Origin of the sequence: Cognatiluteimonas lumbrici (genome assembly GCF_006476065.1) — a bacterium.
Lineage (GTDB): Bacteria > Pseudomonadota > Gammaproteobacteria > Xanthomonadales > Xanthomonadaceae > Cognatiluteimonas > Cognatiluteimonas lumbrici.
The window spans coordinates 129,323-145,053 of the sequence record NZ_ML636798.1; the positions used below are offsets into that span (position 1 = coordinate 129,323).

Annotated in this window: 17 protein-coding genes; 5 read left to right on the forward strand and 12 right to left on the reverse strand. The window is 72.7% G+C overall.

The annotated features are described in order from the left end of the window. Positions 1-35: 35 nt before the first annotated feature. From parC to E4F25_RS00715, 8 genes are all read right to left on the reverse strand, one after another. The gene (gene parC / locus E4F25_RS00680) at positions 36-2,279 is read right to left on the reverse strand and encodes a DNA topoisomerase IV subunit A (RefSeq protein WP_140908371.1); all 2,244 of its coding nucleotides are present in this window, start codon (positions 2,277-2,279) and stop codon (positions 36-38) included. A gap of 54 nt (positions 2,280-2,333) precedes the next feature. Beyond that, positions 2,334-3,128 carry a M15 family metallopeptidase gene (locus E4F25_RS00685; RefSeq protein WP_140908372.1) on the reverse strand — a complete coding sequence of 265 codons (795 nt, stop codon included), beginning with the start codon at positions 3,126-3,128 and terminating at the stop codon, positions 2,334-2,336. Between the two features lie 9 nt (positions 3,129-3,137). Further along, a complete protein-coding gene (locus E4F25_RS00690; protein WP_140908373.1) occupies positions 3,138-3,728 on the reverse strand; it encodes a hypothetical protein in 591 nt (196 codons plus the stop codon). Next, positions 3,728-5,059: an alpha/beta hydrolase gene (locus tag E4F25_RS00695; protein ID WP_140908374.1), complete on the reverse strand. Its 1,332-nt coding sequence runs from the start codon at positions 5,057-5,059 to the stop codon at positions 3,728-3,730. The genes E4F25_RS00690 and E4F25_RS00695 overlap by 1 nt, the downstream gene beginning before the upstream one ends. Beyond that, positions 5,059-5,241: a DUF4177 domain-containing protein gene (locus E4F25_RS00700; protein WP_140908375.1), complete on the reverse strand. Its 183-nt coding sequence runs from the start codon at positions 5,239-5,241 to the stop codon at positions 5,059-5,061. Before E4F25_RS00700 ends, E4F25_RS00695 begins: the two co-directional genes overlap by 1 nt. Beyond that, positions 5,231-5,413, reverse strand: a complete 183-nt coding sequence (locus E4F25_RS00705; RefSeq protein WP_140908376.1) for a type II toxin-antitoxin system antitoxin — start codon at positions 5,411-5,413, stop codon at positions 5,231-5,233. The genes E4F25_RS00700 and E4F25_RS00705 overlap by 11 nt, the downstream gene beginning before the upstream one ends. A gap of 1 nt (position 5,414) precedes the next feature. Continuing rightward, positions 5,415-6,278: an SPFH domain-containing protein gene (locus tag E4F25_RS00710; RefSeq protein WP_140908377.1), complete on the reverse strand. Its 864-nt coding sequence runs from the start codon at positions 6,276-6,278 to the stop codon at positions 5,415-5,417. A gap of 75 nt (positions 6,279-6,353) precedes the next feature. Continuing rightward, positions 6,354-7,256, reverse strand: a complete 903-nt coding sequence (locus tag E4F25_RS00715; protein ID WP_140908378.1) for a hypothetical protein — start codon at positions 7,254-7,256, stop codon at positions 6,354-6,356. 48 nt (positions 7,257-7,304) lie between these two features. Here E4F25_RS00715 and purT point away from each other — a divergent pair, with 48 nt between their 5' ends. Beyond that, complete coding sequence (gene purT / locus E4F25_RS00720) at positions 7,305-8,486, forward strand: formate-dependent phosphoribosylglycinamide formyltransferase (protein ID WP_140908379.1); 1,182 nt, start codon at positions 7,305-7,307, stop codon at positions 8,484-8,486. A gap of 41 nt (positions 8,487-8,527) precedes the next feature. Beyond that, positions 8,528-8,935 carry a hypothetical protein gene (locus E4F25_RS00725; protein WP_140908380.1) on the forward strand — a complete coding sequence of 136 codons (408 nt, stop codon included), beginning with the start codon at positions 8,528-8,530 and terminating at the stop codon, positions 8,933-8,935. Between the two features lie 47 nt (positions 8,936-8,982). Here E4F25_RS00725 and E4F25_RS00730 read toward each other — a convergent pair whose 3' ends face one another. The 4 genes from E4F25_RS00730 to E4F25_RS00745 are packed head-to-tail and all read right to left on the reverse strand — an operon-like array spanning position 8,983 to position 12,005. Continuing rightward, on the reverse strand, positions 8,983-9,720 hold the full coding sequence (locus E4F25_RS00730) for an arginyltransferase (RefSeq protein WP_140908381.1): 738 nt from the start codon (positions 9,718-9,720) through the stop codon (positions 8,983-8,985). Between the two features lie 32 nt (positions 9,721-9,752). After that, the gene (locus tag E4F25_RS00735) at positions 9,753-10,535 is read right to left on the reverse strand and encodes a hypothetical protein (protein ID WP_220433161.1); all 783 of its coding nucleotides are present in this window, start codon (positions 10,533-10,535) and stop codon (positions 9,753-9,755) included. Position 10,536: 1 nt separating this feature from the next. After that, entirely contained in the window at positions 10,537-11,430 is an 894-nt protein-coding gene (gene tesB / locus E4F25_RS00740; RefSeq protein WP_140908383.1) for an acyl-CoA thioesterase II, read from the reverse strand. Next, the gene (locus tag E4F25_RS00745; RefSeq protein WP_140908384.1) at positions 11,427-12,005 is read right to left on the reverse strand and encodes an N-acetylmuramoyl-L-alanine amidase; all 579 of its coding nucleotides are present in this window, start codon (positions 12,003-12,005) and stop codon (positions 11,427-11,429) included. The genes tesB and E4F25_RS00745 overlap by 4 nt, the downstream gene beginning before the upstream one ends. A 23-nt stretch (positions 12,006-12,028) precedes the next feature. Between E4F25_RS00745 and E4F25_RS00750 the strand changes: the two genes are divergently transcribed. The 3 genes from E4F25_RS00750 to E4F25_RS00760 all read left to right on the forward strand — a co-directional run bounded on the left by E4F25_RS00750 (position 12,029) and on the right by E4F25_RS00760 (position 15,725). Then, complete coding sequence (locus E4F25_RS00750) at positions 12,029-12,574, forward strand: alpha/beta family hydrolase (RefSeq protein ID WP_140908385.1); 546 nt, start codon at positions 12,029-12,031, stop codon at positions 12,572-12,574. Positions 12,575-12,579: 5 nt separating this feature from the next. Next, a complete protein-coding gene (gene rlmKL, locus E4F25_RS00755) occupies positions 12,580-14,733 on the forward strand; it encodes a bifunctional 23S rRNA (guanine(2069)-N(7))-methyltransferase RlmK/23S rRNA (guanine(2445)-N(2))-methyltransferase RlmL (protein WP_140908386.1) in 2,154 nt (717 codons plus the stop codon). A gap of 122 nt (positions 14,734-14,855) precedes the next feature. Then, on the forward strand, positions 14,856-15,725 hold the full coding sequence (locus tag E4F25_RS00760) for a pirin family protein (RefSeq protein WP_140908387.1): 870 nt from the start codon (positions 14,856-14,858) through the stop codon (positions 15,723-15,725). Positions 15,726-15,731: the final 6 nt, after the last annotated feature.

The window sequence follows — 15,731 nt, forward strand, 5'->3', positions numbered from 1 at the left end:
CCAGGGATGCTCGGGTCGCGGCGCCAGCGCCGCTCCTACGCGACGGCGAGGCCGTCGACCTTCTGCCAGCCGCGCGGCAACAGGCCGCCGCGGGTGGCGCGCTTGCCCAGGTACTGCTCCAGGTCCTTGAACGACAGCGTCATCGTGCGCGCGCCGGAATGCACCGCCAGCGATCCGCCCGGCGGCACGACGGCAATGGCGACCACGCGCTCGGTGCCGAGCTTGGCCTTGGGGATGTCGATGATCTTGTTGCCCTTGCCCTTGTCGAGCTCCGGCAGCTCCGACAGCGGGAACGCCAGCAGGTGGCCGGCGCTGGTGACCGCGACGATGCGGTCGTCGGCGACGCTGGTCACGGGCGCGGGTTGCAGCAGCTTCGCGCCCGGGGTCAGGGTCTTGATCGCCTTGCCGGCCTTCTGCCGCCCGACCAGGTTCTCGAAGCGGGTCACGAAGCCGTAGCCGTGCGACGAGGCCAGCACGAAGCGGCTGTCGCCGTCGCCGGTGGCCAGCGCCTGGAAGCTCGCGCCCGGCGCCGGCGAGAAGCGTCCGGTCAGCGGTTCGCCGTTGCCGCGCGCGCCCGGGAGCGAGTGCGCCAGCGTCGAGTAGCTGCGCCCCTTGGAATCGAGGAACGCCACCTGCTGGGTGCTGCGGCCCTTCACCGCCGCGAGCAGCCGGTCGCCCTCGCGGTAGGAGAGTCCGGCGGCATCCACGTCGTGGCCCTTGGCCGCGCGCACCCAGCCCTTCTCGCTGAGCACCACGGTCACCGGCTCGCTCGGCACCAGTTCGGTCTCGTCCAGCGCCTGCGCCGCCTCGCGTGCGACCAGCGGCGACATGCGCGCGTCGCCGAACTTCTTCGCGTCGGCCAGCAGTTCGTCCTTGATCAGCTTGCGCAGTTTGGCCTTGCTGCCGAGGGTCGCGATCAGCCGGTCGCGCTCGCTGTCGAGCGCGTCCTGCTCGCCGCGGATCTTCATTTCCTCCAGCCGCGCGAGCTGGCGCAGCTTGGTGTCGAGGATGTAGTCGGCCTGTTCCTCGCTGAGTCCGAAGCGCTGCATCAGCACCGGCTTCGGCTCGTCCTCGCTGCGGATGATGCGGATCACCTCGTCGAGGTTGAGGAAGGCAACCAGCAGGCCTTCCAGCAGGTGCAGGCGGCGCTCGACCTTGTCCAGGCGGTGCTGCAGGCGCCGGGTGACGGTGTCGCCGCGGAAGGTCAGCCACTCGGCCAGCAGCTGCTTGAGGTTCTTGACCTGCGGGCGGCCGTCCAGGCCGATCACGTTGAGGTTGGCGCGGTAGCTCTTCTCGAGGTCGGTGGTGGCGAACAGGTGGCCCATGAGCTGTTCGGCATCCACGCGGTTGCTGCGCGGCACCAGCACCACGCGCACCGGGTTGGCGTGGTCGGACTCGTCGCGGATGTCCTCCAGCCACGGCAGCTTCTTGGCGCGCATCTGCGCCGCGATCTGCTCGATCACCTTGGACGGGGACACCTGGTAGGGCAGCGCGTCGATCACGATGTTGCCGTGCTCGCGCGTCCAGGTGGCGCGCGCGCGGATGCTGCCGTTGCCGGTCTCGTACAGCGCCAGCAGGTCGTCGGCGGCGGTGATGATCTCGGCCCTGGTCGGATAGTCCGGGCCGCGCACGTGCTCGCACAGGTCGCGCACGCTGGCGTCCGGGTCCTCGAGCAGGCGCACGCAGGCGCTCACGATCTCGCCGAGGTTGTGCGGCGGCACGTCGGTGGCCATGCCGACCGCGATGCCGGTGGTGCCGTTGAGCAGCAGGTGCGGCAGGCGCGCGGGCAGGAACGACGGTTCCTGCAGGGTGCCGTCGAAGTTGGGCGTCCAGTCCACCGTGCCCTGGCCGAGCTCGCCGAGCAGCACCTCGGCGATCGGGGTCAGCTTCGACTCGGTGTAGCGCATCGCCGCGAACGACTTGGGGTCGTCGCTGGAACCGAAGTTGCCCTGGCCGTCGATCAGCGGGTAGCGATACGAGAACGGCTGCGCCATCAGCACCAGCGCTTCGTAGCACGCGCTGTCGCCGTGCGGGTGGTACTTGCCGATCACGTCGCCGACGGTACGCGCGGACTTCTTCGGCTTGGCCGTGGCCGCCAGCCCGAGCTCGCTCATCGCGTAGACGATGCGCCGCTGCACGGGCTTGAGGCCGTCGCCTATGAAGGGCAGGGCACGGTCCAGCACCACGTACATCGAGTAGTCGAGGTAGGCGCGCTCGGCGTACTCGCGGAGGGGGATCTGTTCGAAGCCGTGGAAGGTGGCGCGGACGGTGTCGTTCATCCGTCCATTGTAGGAGCGGCGCTGGCGCCGCGACAGCGCCGCGACAGCGCCGCGTCAGGCGCCGTGCGCCCAGTGCCAGGGCTCGTAGGCGATGCCGTGCGGGTTGCCGCGCGGGTAGCTCATCGTGAAGCCGTAGGCCCCGGCGTTGTCGCGCAGCCAGGCGAACGCCGGCGTGGCCTCGAAGCTCTCCTCGGCCGGCGGCTCGCCGGGCGTGCCGATGTCCAGCGCGCGGCCGCCGTGGTGCTCGCTGTACCCCGGCGCTGCGTTGACCTGCAGGATCTCGTCCACCGCCTGCCCGCGTGCCAGCTTGCGCTCGAAGATCCCGAGCTGGTAGTCGTGGCTGCGGTAGCCGGAGATCGCCTCCAGCACGACCCCGTCGCGCAACGCACCCGCCTGCATCCGCAGCCAGGCGCGGGCCGCGTCCGCGTGCAACCACAGCGGGCGCCGGTAGCGGTCGTGCCCCGCCAGCGCCAGCCAGGCCGGTTCCGGCACCAGCGCCAGGCCGGTGCGCGTGGCGTAGCCATCGTCGAGGCCGAGCCGGTCCAGGCGTTCGCGCAGCCGCGCCACCGGCAGCGTCGGCACGGCCTCGATCCCCGGGCGCCGGTGCACGCCGGCGCCGGCGATCGCGTCCATGGCCGCGTCCAGGCCCGGCTCGCGCGCGAACGCCGGGCGCAGCGGAAGCAGTCCCCCGTCCCGCTCCACCGCGAGGTAGGCGCCGTCGCGCTTGCGCCGCAGCACGTGGCCGGCGGTCGCGAGCAGGCGCGCGTCGTGGTTGCCGCGGGCGCGCAGCAGGCCGCCGGGCCAGGCCTCGACCAGTTCGGTATTGAGCAGGATCGTCTCGGCGCGCATGCCCGCAGGTTAGCGGGCGCGTACCGCGGGCGCCATCGTCGCCAGTTCGCGCAGGCATTCCAGCGCCGCGCGCGGGTTGCGCGGCTGCAGCAGCAGCGCGTAGCCCCGGGTGGTGGGGATCCACAGCACGCGGTCGCCGCCGGCGGTGGCCACCAGCATCCGTTCCAGCGCGCGCGAGCGGAACCAGCCGCTGCGGAAGCCGGGCAGGGACATGCCGTTGGACTTGAACACCGGCTTGGACTCGGTGCGTTCGCCGAGCGACAGCACCCGTGCCTCGTCCAGCCGCAGGTCCGGCCACGCCAGCCTGCGGCCATAGAAGGTGGTCGCCAGTTCGATGCCGGCGGCATCGTGCGACAGCCGGTGGCGGCGCATCATCGCCCCCAGCAGCGCGGACACCGCAAGCAGCACCGCGCCCACGCCCAGGGCCGCGAAGAGCTTTGCGCGCAGCGGGTCTGCCGTCTCGACATCGCCGCCGGCCACCGGCAGCACCAGCACCAGGCCGAATGGCAGCGCGACCACCAGCACCAGCATCAGCCAGTACGCGCGCATGTTCGGCGGCTCGAGTTGCAGCCGCGGATCCTGCGTGTCCTTCGCCGCCATCAGTGCGCCCCGATCCATGCCGCGGCGTCGGCGACCAGCCCGGCGTCCACGTGCCCGGGCACCGCGTACTCCTCGAGGCCGCCGTCGCCTTCCCCGGCGATGCCGAGGTGGTTGAGCGCCGGGTACAGCTTGAAGGTGACCTTGGGGTCGTCGTGGAACGCGGCCTTCCACAGCTGCCAGTCGGCGTCCACGACCTGGATGTCGCGCGCGCCCTGCAGCACCAGCATCGGCAGGCCGGCGGCTTCGGCCTCGGCGACGGGCTCGACCGCGTCGGTGCTGCGCCAGTAGCCGGCCGGGAGGTTCATCGGGGTGGACTCCACTTCGCCGCCGGCGCGGATCGCGCGGACCTGCGCGCGCAGCGCGTCGATCGCGGCGCGTTCGTCGTCGCTGGTGCGTGCGTCGTCCAGCACCGCCAGGCGGCGGTTCTGCTCGATCACGATGTCCATCAGCTTGCGCGACGGCGCCGCCAGCAGCACCAGTCCGGCGACCGGCGCGCCGGCGTCGTCGGCGCGCGTGGCGATGCGCCCGGCGAGCATCCCGCCCTGGCTGTGCCCGAACACGAACACGCGCGCGTCGTCCACCTCCGGCAGCGCGTGCAGGGCCTGCAGCGCCAGCACGGCGTCGTCGGTGGTCTCGCTGTCGATGGTCAGGCTGTCGGGCGTTGCGTAGTCCTGGGGTCGCGCCCGGGTGCGCTTCTCGTAGCGCAGCACCGCGATGCCCTGCGCGGCGAGGCCACGCGCGATGTCCAGGAACGGGCGGTTGGGTCCGATGGTCTCGTCGCGGTCGTGCGGGCCGGAGCCATGCACGAGCACCACGGCGGGGAAGGGCCCCGCGCCGTCGGGCAGCGCCAGCTTCGCCGGCAGGGCGCGCTCGCCCTCGCCGACGGAAAGCTCGCGCTCGCCGAAGCCGGCGTCTGCCGGCGGCGCCTCGGCGGCCGGCGGCGGCGCGGGCTGCACCAGGAAGCCCGCGACCTTGCCGTCCGCGGCCACCGCCACCTTCGCCACCAGCTCCGCGCCAGCGTAATGGAGCGGGACGTCCACGAGCATCGCGCCATTCGCCTGCGTGGTCCGCATCTCGCCGCGGCCCTGCGCCTCGCCGGCCTGGGCCGGCAGGGAGTCCCACACCGCCTGCAGCCGGTCCGCGGGGACCGCCGCTGCCATCTCGGCGGTGAGCATCGCCTCGACCGCGGCGTGGTCGCCGTCGTCGAGCGCTTCCAGCAGCGCGGCCGCCGCCGCCTTCGCGGAGTCGGCGTCCTGCGTCCGGCCCGCGAAGGGCAGCAGCAGCGTCGCCGCCAGCGCAACCGCGACCAGCCAGTTCTTGAGCTTGTCCATCACGATTCCTTCTTCAGGTACAGGTACATCGGAGCGAGCTGGTGCGGCTGCACCGCCGACACCAGTTCCCAGCCCTGCAGGCCGAGCTGGGTGAGTCTTTCCTGCGCCAGCTTGGCGAGCGAACCGCCGAACAGCTTCGGCTTCAGCTCCACCACCTGGTAGGCCCAACGGTTACTTGCCATCGTCGTCTCCTTCCTCGCCGGGCGGCTTCAACCGCCCGGCCTTGCGTAGTGCATCGCGCAGCACGTATTCGATCTGTGCATTGAGGCTGCGCAGCTCGTCGTCGGCCCAGCGCTGTGCCGCCGCCAGCACGTCGGCGTTGATGCGCAGCGGATAGGCCTTCTTCGCGGCCATCTCAGTACAGCGATCCGGCGTTCACGATCGGCTGGGTGGCGCGATCGCCGCACAGCACCACCAGCAGGTTGCTGACCATGTTCGCCTTGCGCTCCTCGTCGAGGTCGACGACGCCGTTGCGCTGCAGCTCGGCCAGGGCCATCTCGACCATGCCCACGGCGCCGGCGACGATGCGCGTGCGCGCGGCGATGATTGCGTTGGCCTGCTGCCGCTGCAGCATCGCCTGGGCGATCTCCGGGGCGTAGGCGAGGTGGCTGATACGTGCCTCGAGCACCTGCACGCCGGCGTCGGCCAGGCGCTCGGCGAGCTCGTCGCGCAGGTGCTGGCTGATCTCGGCGGCGTGGCTGCGCAGCGACACCTGGCCGTCCTCGTGCTGGTCGTACGGGTAGCTGGTCGCCATCGTGCGCAGCGCGGCCTCCGACTGGATGTGCACGAAGCTCTCGTAGTCGTCGACGTTGTAGACCGCCTCGGCCGAATCCATCACCTGCCACACGATCACCGCGGCGATCTCGATCGGGCTGCCCTCGAGCTCGTTGACCTTGAGCTTGCCGCTCTCGAAGTTGCGCACGCGCAGCGAGACCTTGCGCTTGGCGAAGAACGGGTTGTTCCAGCGCAGGCCGTCCTGCTTGACCGTGCCGATGTACTTGCCGAACAGGCTCAGCACCGCGGCCTGGTTGGGCTCCACCATGTACAGGCCGATCAGCAGGAACAGGCCGACGACATCGATGACGACGCCGGCGACGATGCTGGCCACCGACTCGGCCTGGACGCCCTGGACGAACAGCCAGATCGACAGCAGGAAGGTGGCGAGCACGCCCAGGAGCAGGGGGATGCCGGGCAGCGAGCGGACGGGATTCTCTTTCATTGCGGGTTCCTCTCCGGCCCCAGTGGCCGTGAGATAGTGATATCACTTTGATATCAGTCCCGCAAGAGCCCCCGGCTAGGGATGCAGGTAGAACAGCGGCGCCGGGCTCAACTCCCCGGTGGCGAACAGCGCCCGGCCGTCCGCGCTCCAGCCCAGCGCCTCGGCCTGCGGGACCAGGGGCAGGGGATGGACCCTAGGCGGACGCGAGACCGCCTCGGCCCAGCCTTCGCCGCCCCGGCGCCGGTACACCAGCACGTCGCGGTAGGTGAGCACCGCCAGCGCGTGGCGGTCGCGGGCGACGTCGGCCGCGGTCACCTGGCTGCGGATGCGGGCCAGTTCCGGGTTGGCCTGGATCTCCTCGGCGTCGCCCCGCGGCACCCCCGCGAGCGTCCCCAGCAGGCGCGCCACCTGGGGCTCCGCCCCGCCCGGGCGCAGCGGCACCGAGAACAGCTCCGGCGGCTCGCGCTTCTTCGACACCAGCAGCACCTCGCCGGTAGCCGGATCCACCGCCGCCGCCTCGCAGTCGCGCGCGCCGTCGGGCCAGCGGAACACGATCGACCACGCCGGCCGCAGGCGCGCGTCGGCGACCGTGGCCGGCTCCTCGAACACGTGCAGCTGCAGGGTCCGGCGCAAACCGCCGTTGTCGCCGGTGTCGGCGACCAGCAGGTAGTCGCGCCCGTCCAGGCGGAACGCGGCGATGTCTTCCCAGTCGGTGTTGTCCACGCCCTCCGCCTCGAGCGTCGCCAGGTGGCTGCCGCGCGGGCTGACCGCGTGGATGTGGGCGTCGTTGCCGCCGTCGTTGACCACCCACAGCGTGTCCGGGTGGCGCGCGGACACCGCGAGCCCGCTGACCTCGCCCAGGCGCGCGTCCAGCATCAGCCCGGAGAGCTGCGCGAACGGCGGCGGCGCGCTGCAGCCGGCGACGACGGCGAGCAACACGGCGAGCAGCGCGGTGGTCGGGGCAGGGCGCCGGGCCATGCCCGAAGCATCGCATAGACTGTGCACCCCAACCGCGCGGCAGTGCCCATGCCCACGATCGGAACCCCCCTGACCCCGCAGGCCACACGCGTGCTGCTGCTCGGCTCCGGCGAGCTCGGCAAGGAGGTGGCGATCGAGCTGCAGCGCTTCGGCGTCGAGGTGGTCGCGGTGGACCGGTACGCCGACGCGCCGGCGATGCAGGTGGCGCATCGCAGCCACGTCATCGACATGCTCGACGGCGCCGCCGTGCGCGCGGTGATCGAGCGCGAACGGCCGCACATCGTGGTGCCGGAGATCGAGGCGATCCACACGCCGACGCTGGTGGCGATGGAGGCCGAAGGCCTGCGCGTGATCCCGACCGCGCGCGCCGCGCGCCTGACCATGGACCGCGAAGGCATCCGCCGGCTCGCCGCCGAGGAACTCGGCATCCCGGTCTCGCCGTACCGCTTCGTGGATACGGTCGAAGACTACCGCGCCGCGATCGACGCGCTCGGCCTGCCGGTGGTGGTCAAGCCGGTGATGTCCTCGTCCGGCCACGGCCAGAGCATCGTGCGCGATCCCGGCGAGGTGCAGGCGGCGTGGGACTACGCGCAGACCGGCGGCCGCGCCGGCGCCGGGCGGGTGATCGTCGAGGGCTTCGTCGCCTTCGACTACGAGATCACCCTGCTCACCGTGCGCCACGCCGGCGGCACCAGCTTCTGCGAGCCGATCGGCCACCTGCAGCGCGACGGCGACTACCGCGAGAGCTGGCAGCCGCAGCCGATGTCGCCGGCGGCGCTGGCCGCGGCGCAGGAGATGGCGCGCAAGGTCTCCGACGCGCTCGGCGGGCATGGCGTGTTCGGCATGGAGTTCTTCGTGCGCGGCGACCAGGTGTGGTTCTCCGAGGTCTCGCCGCGGCCGCACGACACCGGCCTGGTCACGCAGGTGTCGCAGGACCTGTCGGAGTTCGCGCTGCACGCGCGCGCGATCCTGGGGCTGCCGATTCCCGTGATCCGCCAGCTCGGCCCCTCCGCGTCGTGCGCGGTGCTGGCCGAGGGCCACGGCGTGCCGGTGTTCGGCAACCTGTCGGCCGCGCTCGCGGCGCCGGACACCGCGCTGCGCCTGTTCGGCAAGCCGCGCGTGGCCGGCCATCGCCGGGTCGCGGTGACCCTCGCGCGCGGCCGCGACACCGACGAGGCACGCGCCATCGCGCGCGAGGCCGCCGCCGCGATCACGCTCGAGCTGGCCTGAACGCGGCACACTGATCCCTTTCGGCAACGGACCGGGCGCGAATGAACGGAAACAAAGGCTACGCAGTGTTCTTCTTCCCCCAGGCGCTGGAAGCGCTGGGCGAGGCGATCAAGCCCTACCTGCAGGACAGCCCCGCGGGCCCGCACGTGATGTGCAAGGAGATCGACACCGGCGGCGCGCTGATCGAGATGTCGCTCGAGGGCGTCACCGGCGACGGCCGCACCGTGCAGCTCGACCTGATGGTGCCCGGCTCGATGGTGCGCATGATCGTGTCGAGCCAGGCCGACGGGAACTTCGGCTTCGGCCCGCGGTTGCCGGAACCCGGCCCGACCGTGGCGACGCTGCCGGCCGCCGGTCCCACCGCGGAGCCGCCGCAGTCGCCCTCGGAGACCGTGCCCGACGGCGGCCCGAAGACCGCGCCCGCGACGACCCCCGACGACGACTTGTAGGAGCGGCGCTCGCGCCGCGACCCCCCGTCGCGGCGCAAGCGCCGCTCCTACAGGTCCTTCCAGCCGCGCCCGTCGAAGGCTTCCAGCGGCCGGAACCGGCGCTTGTAGTCCATCTTGCGGTGGCCCTCGATCCAGTAGCCGAGGTACAGGTGCTCGCGCCCGTCGCGCGCGGCCCATTCCAGCTGCCGCAGGATCGCCAGCGTGCCGAGTCCGCGCCGCAACTCGTCGGGCTCGTAGAAGGTGTACACCGCCGACAGCGCGTGGCTGCCGACCAAGTCGGTGACCGCCACCGCCAGCAGGCGATGGCTGCCGTGCTCGCGCAGCTCGAGGAACCGGCCCTCGGACCACGCCCCGACCAGGAACTGGTCGAACTCGGCGGCGCCGTGGTCGTCCATGCCGCCGCCGGGATGCCGCGCCTTCAGGTAGCGGCGGTACAGCGCCAGCTGCTCCTCGCTGCGGCGCGCCGGCACCACGCGCGCGTCCACGTCGGCATTGCGCGCCAGGCAGCGCCGCTGCGCGCGGTCGGGGACGAAGCGCGCCACCGGGATGCGCACCGCCACGCAGGCGCGGCAGCCGCGGCAGTGCGGCCGGTAGACGATGTCGCCGGAACGGCGGAAGCCCCAGTCCAGCGCCATCGGGTAGAGCTGCGGCATGCGCGCGTTGCGCGGGTCCAGCACCAGGTCGCGCGCCGCGCGCTGCGGCCAGTAGCCGCAGGGATGCTCGCCCGTGTGGAACAGGCGCAGGTCCGCGCGCGAGGTGTCTTCGTCGTGGCCGGCGTTGCCCATGCCCAGAGCATAGCCCCGGCCGTGCGAAGGAATCAGAGCAATTCGATCACGCGCCAGCCGCGCTGGCCGTGGTGGACCTCGTAGGTGTCGGCGCGGCGCGCGGCGTCGGCGCCGACGGCCCGCTCGAGCGTGATCGAACCGCTGCCGGAGGGCGCGGTGGCGCGATAGGCGTGGATCCACAGCCGCGGCAGCGCGCCGGTGGGGCACTGCGACATCGGGATCACGTCGCCGGGCGTGCGCAGCTGTTCCAGCAGGGAATCGGCGGGATCGACACCGTCCACGGACAGGCACACCGCGTCGCCGGCCGCGGCGGGCAGCTCGCCGGCCAGCACCGCGACCGCGAGCGCATCCGGCGTGGCGCGCTCGCCCGCGGCCAGCACCGGCGCCTGGCGCGTCGGCGCCGGCGCCTCCGGGGCGCCGCCGAACTGGACGAACAAGGCCAACGCCAGCACCACCGCGATCGCCAGCAGCAATCCGAGCTTCAGCCGGAACACGCGCTTGCGTCCGAGTTCCTCGCGCGAGGGCGGCGCCTCGCTGTGGAAGGTCGGCAGGGCATAGCCGGTGTCGCCGCGGGTGCTGTCGAGCAGGCCCTGCTCGCGCAGCATCGCGCGCGCCTTCGGCTGGTCCTCCGAGCGCACCACCCACACCGCCGGCACCGGCTTGTCGTCCGCGCCCTCGCGGTAGCTGAAGTTGCCGCGCAGGCCGCCGCGATAGGAGCGGCCGTGGGTGATGCGGGTCTGGATGCCGGCGTCCTCGAGCAGCTGCGCGACCCGTTCCACGTTCTCGAGCCGGGGGCTGGAAAACACGCGGCGCACGTCAGGCCCTCGGCACGTGGGCCGCGGCGGCGGCGTCGGCCACCAGCCGGATCAGGCCTTCCTGCGCGGTGCTCGCGACCAGCCTGCCGTCGCGGTCGTAGACCATGCCGCGCGCGAGCCCGCGGTTGCCTTGCGCGCCGGGGCTGTCGATCGAGTACAGCAGCCATTCGTCGGCGCGGAACGGGCGGTGGAACCAAAGCGCGTGGTCGAGCGAGGCCATCTGCACGTTCGGCTGGTAGTAGCTGATGCCGTGCGGGAAGGTCGCGGTGCCGAGCAGGTGGAAGTCCGAGGCATAGGCCAGCAGCGAGCGGTGCAGCTCCGGCGAATCGCCGACCTTTTCCGAGAGCCGGAACCAGACCTGCTGGAACGGCGGACGCTTGGGCGGCTTGAGCTCGTCGCGCGGATAGACGTGGCGGAACTCGAACGGCCCCATCCGGTCGAGCCAGCGCTGCACCTTGGTCGGCAGCGTCTCCAGCACCTCGGGCGGGAGCGGCCGGCTCGGCTCGATGTCCTCGGGCTGCGGCACCGCCGGCATCGGCAACTGGTGCTCGGGGCCGTTCTCGCGGTCCTGGAACGAGGCCGCGCAGAAGAAGATCACCTGGCCATGCTGGATCGCGGTGACCCGGCGGACCGAGAAGCTGCCGCCGTCGCGGGTGCGGTCCACGAAATAGACGATCGGCGCCTCGATGTCGCCGGCGCGCAGGAAGTAGGCGTGCAGCGAATGCGCGTCGCGGTGGTTGTCGAGCGTGGACTGCGCCGCCGACAGCGCCTGGCCGAGCACCTGGCCGCCGAACACGTACTTGGTGCCGATGTCGCGGCTCTGGCCGCGGAAGAGGTTGTCCTCGAGCCGTTCCAGCGACAGCAGGTCGACGAGTTCCGAAACGGGGGATGTCATTGCGGCGAGTATACCGGCAGCCGCGTCAGCGGCACCGACGCCAGCACCCGCGGCCACGGGAACAGCGGCCCGGGATCGCGCTTGCGCGGCACCCGCAGCGCGGGGTCGTCGCTGGCGGCCACGCGCTCGACGTCGAGGTCCTCGTGCCCGGCGATGAAGCGCAGCGAGGGCAGCTCGCCGGCCAGCCCGCGCAGCAGCGCCACCAGCGCGTCCACCTGCGGGTCGGGGTAGGCCTCGTCCATCGCCTGGTGGCGCGAATCGAACCAGTCGGGATAGCGCCCGCGGTTGACCAGCTCGAAGCCGATCGAACGCGGGTTGTACCCGCGCACGTGGTGCGCCACGCGCTCCACCGGCACCCAGGCGTGCACGCTGCCGTCGCGGTCGATGTAGAAGTGGCCGCTGTTGCCGGTGCCGCTCTCCGGGTGCACCACCCGCTCGCCGTACTCGCGCGCCATCGCCAGGTCGGGCAGCTCGGTGCAGTGCACGACCGCCAGGTCGATGTCGCCGCGCCCGCGCAGGGCCAGCTTGTGGACGTAGGGCAGCGGCAACTCGTGCACGGCGGGAAGGGTGCTCATCGCGCGGATGCTAGCATCGCCGCATGCGCGGCCATTGCATCCTCTCCCACGGGTTCGAGAGCGGTCCCGACGCCACCAAGGTGACCGCGCTGGCCGAGGTCGCCGGGCGCCTGGGCTGGAGCCACGAACGCCCCGACTACACCGACCTCGACGCACGGCGCGACGCGGGCGAGCTCGGCGACGTGCCCGCGCGCCTGGAACGCCTGCTCGGGCTCGCGCGCGCGGCCGCCGCGCGCGGGCCGCTGCTGCTCGCCGGATCGAGCCTGGGCGCGTGGATCTCGGGACGGGTCTCGCTGGAGGTGCCGGTGGCCGGCCTGTTCCTGCTGGCGCCGCCGACGCGCATGCAGGATTCCAGCGGAAAGCAGGCGCCGCCGATGGACGCGGCGCCGGTGCCGGTCTCGATCGTGCACGGCTGGCGCGACGAACTGATCCCCGCCGAACGCGTGGTCGAATGGGCCGGGCCGCGCAATGCGCGCCTGCTGCTGGTGGACGACGACCACCGCCTCGGCGGGCACGTGCGCGACTGCGCGGCCGCCTTCGAGGCGCTGCTGCAGTCGCTCGACGGCTGACCCGCATGACCTCGCCGGACCAGCGTTTCTTTGCCAGTTGCGGCAAGGGCCTGGAGTACCTGCTTGCCGACGAGCTGCAGGCGCTCGGCTGCGCGCGCGCGACCGCGGCGGTCGCCGGCGCCAACGCCGAAGGCAGCCTGCTGGACGCGCAGCGCGCGGTGCTGTGGTCGCGCCTGGCCAGCCGGGTGCTGTGGCCGCTGGCCGCATTCGACTGCCCCGACCAGGACGCGCTCTACGCCGGCGCCGCGGCGATCGACTGGCCGGCGCACCTGGACGCAGGCACGACCATCGCCGTGGACGCGCACGTCTCCGGCAGCGCGGTCACGCACGCGCGCTACGCCGCGCAGCGGGTGAAGGACGCGGTCGTGGACGTGATGCGCGAGCGCACCGGCGCGCGCCCCGACGTGGACGTGGACGCCCCCGGCCTGCGCCTCAACCTGGTGCTGCGCAAGGGCAGGGCGATCGTGTCCGTGGACCTGGGCGGCGGGCCCTTGCACCGCCGCGGCTGGCGCATCGCCCAGGGCGAGGCGCCGCTGAAGGAAACAGTCGCCGCCGCGGTGCTGCTGCGCGGGCGCTGGCCCGAGGCGTACCGCGAGGGCGGCGCGCTGCTCGATCCGATGTGCGGCAGCGGCACGCTGCTGGTCGAAGGCGCGCTGATGGCGGCGGACGTCGCGCCCGGCCTGCTGCGCCACGGCGACGCGCCGCCCACGCGCTGGACCGGCTTCGATGCCGACGGCTGGCGGGCGCTGGTCGCGGAAGCGCGCGGGCGCGAAGCCGCGGGCCGCGCCGCGTTGCGCGCGGCGTTCTCGGGGCGCGACCTCGATCCGCACGCGATCGCGGCGGCGCGCCGCAATGCCGAGCGCGCCGGCGTCGCCGGATCCATCGACTTGCAGGTAGCCGACGTCGGCGCGCTGGAGCCGCAACAGGCCGGGCGCGGGGTGGTCGTGTGCAACCCGCCGTACGACGTGCGCCTGGCCGCCGATCCGGCGCTGTACCGCGCGCTGGGCGACGCCCTGCGCCGGGCCACCCCCGGCTGGCGCGCGAGCCTGCTGTGCGGCGATGCCGAACTCGCGCGCGCCACCGGCCTGCGCGCGAACAAGCGCTACCAGGTCTTCAACGGCGCGATCGAATGCACCCTGCTGGTCGCCGACCCGGTGGCGCCGCCGCAGCGCGAGCGCACGGTCGCGCCGGTGCTCTCGGAAGGCGCGACCATGGTCGCCAACCGCCTGCGCCGCAACCTGCGCACCCTCAAGGCCTGGCGCGAACGCGAAGGCGTGACCTGCTTCCGCGCCTACGACGCCGACATCCCCGAGTACGCTGCCGCCATCGACGTGTACGCGGAAGCCGACGACCCGGCGTCCACCTGGCTGCACGTGCAGGAGTACGCCGCGCCCGCCGACATCCCGGCCGACGTCGCCCGCCGCCGCCTCAACGAACTGCTCGCCGCGGCCCGCGAGGTGTTCGGGCTGCCGCGCGAACGCATCGCGCTCAAGACCCGCGCCATCGGCAAGGGCGGGAGCAAGTACGCGACCGGCTTCGAGCGCCGTGGCGAGACCATCGTCGTGCGCGAGGGCGACGCGCGCCTGCGCGTCAACCTGTTCGACTACCTCGACACCGGACTGTTCCTCGACCACCGGCCGCTGCGGCTGCGCATCGCCGACGAGGCCCGCGACACCCGCTTCCTCAACCTGTTCGGCTACACCGGTGCCGCCAGCGTGCACGCCGCGCTCGGCGGCGCGCGCACCACCACCACGGTGGACCTCTCGGGAACCTACCTGCAGTGGTGCGCCGACAACCTGCGCGAGAACGGGCTCGGCGGCCGCGCGCACCGTCTGGTCCAGGCCGATGCGCTGCAATGGCTCGAGGCCGACACCGGCCAGTACGACCTGGTGTTCTGCGACCCGCCGACCTTCTCCAACTCCAAGCGCGCGGGCGACTTCGACGTCCAGGCCGCGCACGTCGGGCTGCTGCGCGCCGCGGTGGCGCGGCTGGCACCGGGCGGGGTGCTGTACTTCTCCAACAACTTCCGGCGCTTCCGCCTCGACGAGGCGGCGGTCGCCGGATTTGCACGCTGCGAGGACATCGGCCCGGAGACCATTCCCCCGGACTTCGCCCGCAACCCGCGCATCCACCGCGCCTGGCGCCTCACCGCCCTGTAGGAGCGGCGCTCGCGCCGCGACCCCGGCGCGATTCCATCCCCGCAACACTGCGTCCCAGCCAGCCCACTGCCAGTCGTTGTCCTCTGCCGCCATCCTTGGCACAGGTACCCCAGGAGCCTCCCATGGCCACGACCAACACCTCCGCCCGCGTGATCCGCAAGCTGCGCGGCATGCCCACCAGCGACGGCGCCGGAGTCAAGCTGACCCGCGTCATCGGCTCGCCCGAACTCGACATGCTCGATCCGTTCCTGATGCTGGACGAGTTCGGCACCGACAAGGCCGAGGACTACATCGCCGGCTTCCCGAGCCATCCGCACCGCGGCTTCGAGACCGTCACCTACATACTCGACGGACGCATGCGCCACAAGGACAACCACGGCAACGAGGGCCTGCTGGTCCCCGGCGCGGTGCAGTGGATGACCGCCGGGCGCGGCGTCGTGCACTCGGAGATGCCCGAGCAGGAGGAAGGCCGGATGCGCGGCTTCCAGCTCTGGGTGAACCTGCCCGCCAGCGCCAAGATGACCGAGCCCCGCTACCAGGAGTTCGGCCCCGAGCGGATCCCGGTGGCGCAGGTCGGCCCGGGCGCGAGCGCGAAGGTCATCGCCGGCGAAGTCACCGACCTGGACGGCGCCACCGTGCACGGGCCGATCGACCAGCCGGCGACCTCGCCGATCTACCTGGACGTCGCGCTCGAGCCGGGCGCGCGCTGGCAGTACGCGCTGCCGTCCGGCCACAACGCCTTCGCCTACGTATTCGAGGGCGACGCCAGCATCGGCGCGGGCGAGGACGCGCGCGCGCTGGACCGGCACGAGCTGGGGGTCCTCGGCGGCGGCGACGACGTCGTGCTCGAGGGCGGCAAGGACGGCGCGCGCCTGATCCTGGTGGCCGGGCGCCCGCTGCGCGAGCCGGTCGCCCGCTACGGCCCGTTCGTCATGAACACCCGCGAACAGGTCATGCAGGCGTTCGTGGACTTCCAGGAAGGCCGCTTCTAGAGGCGT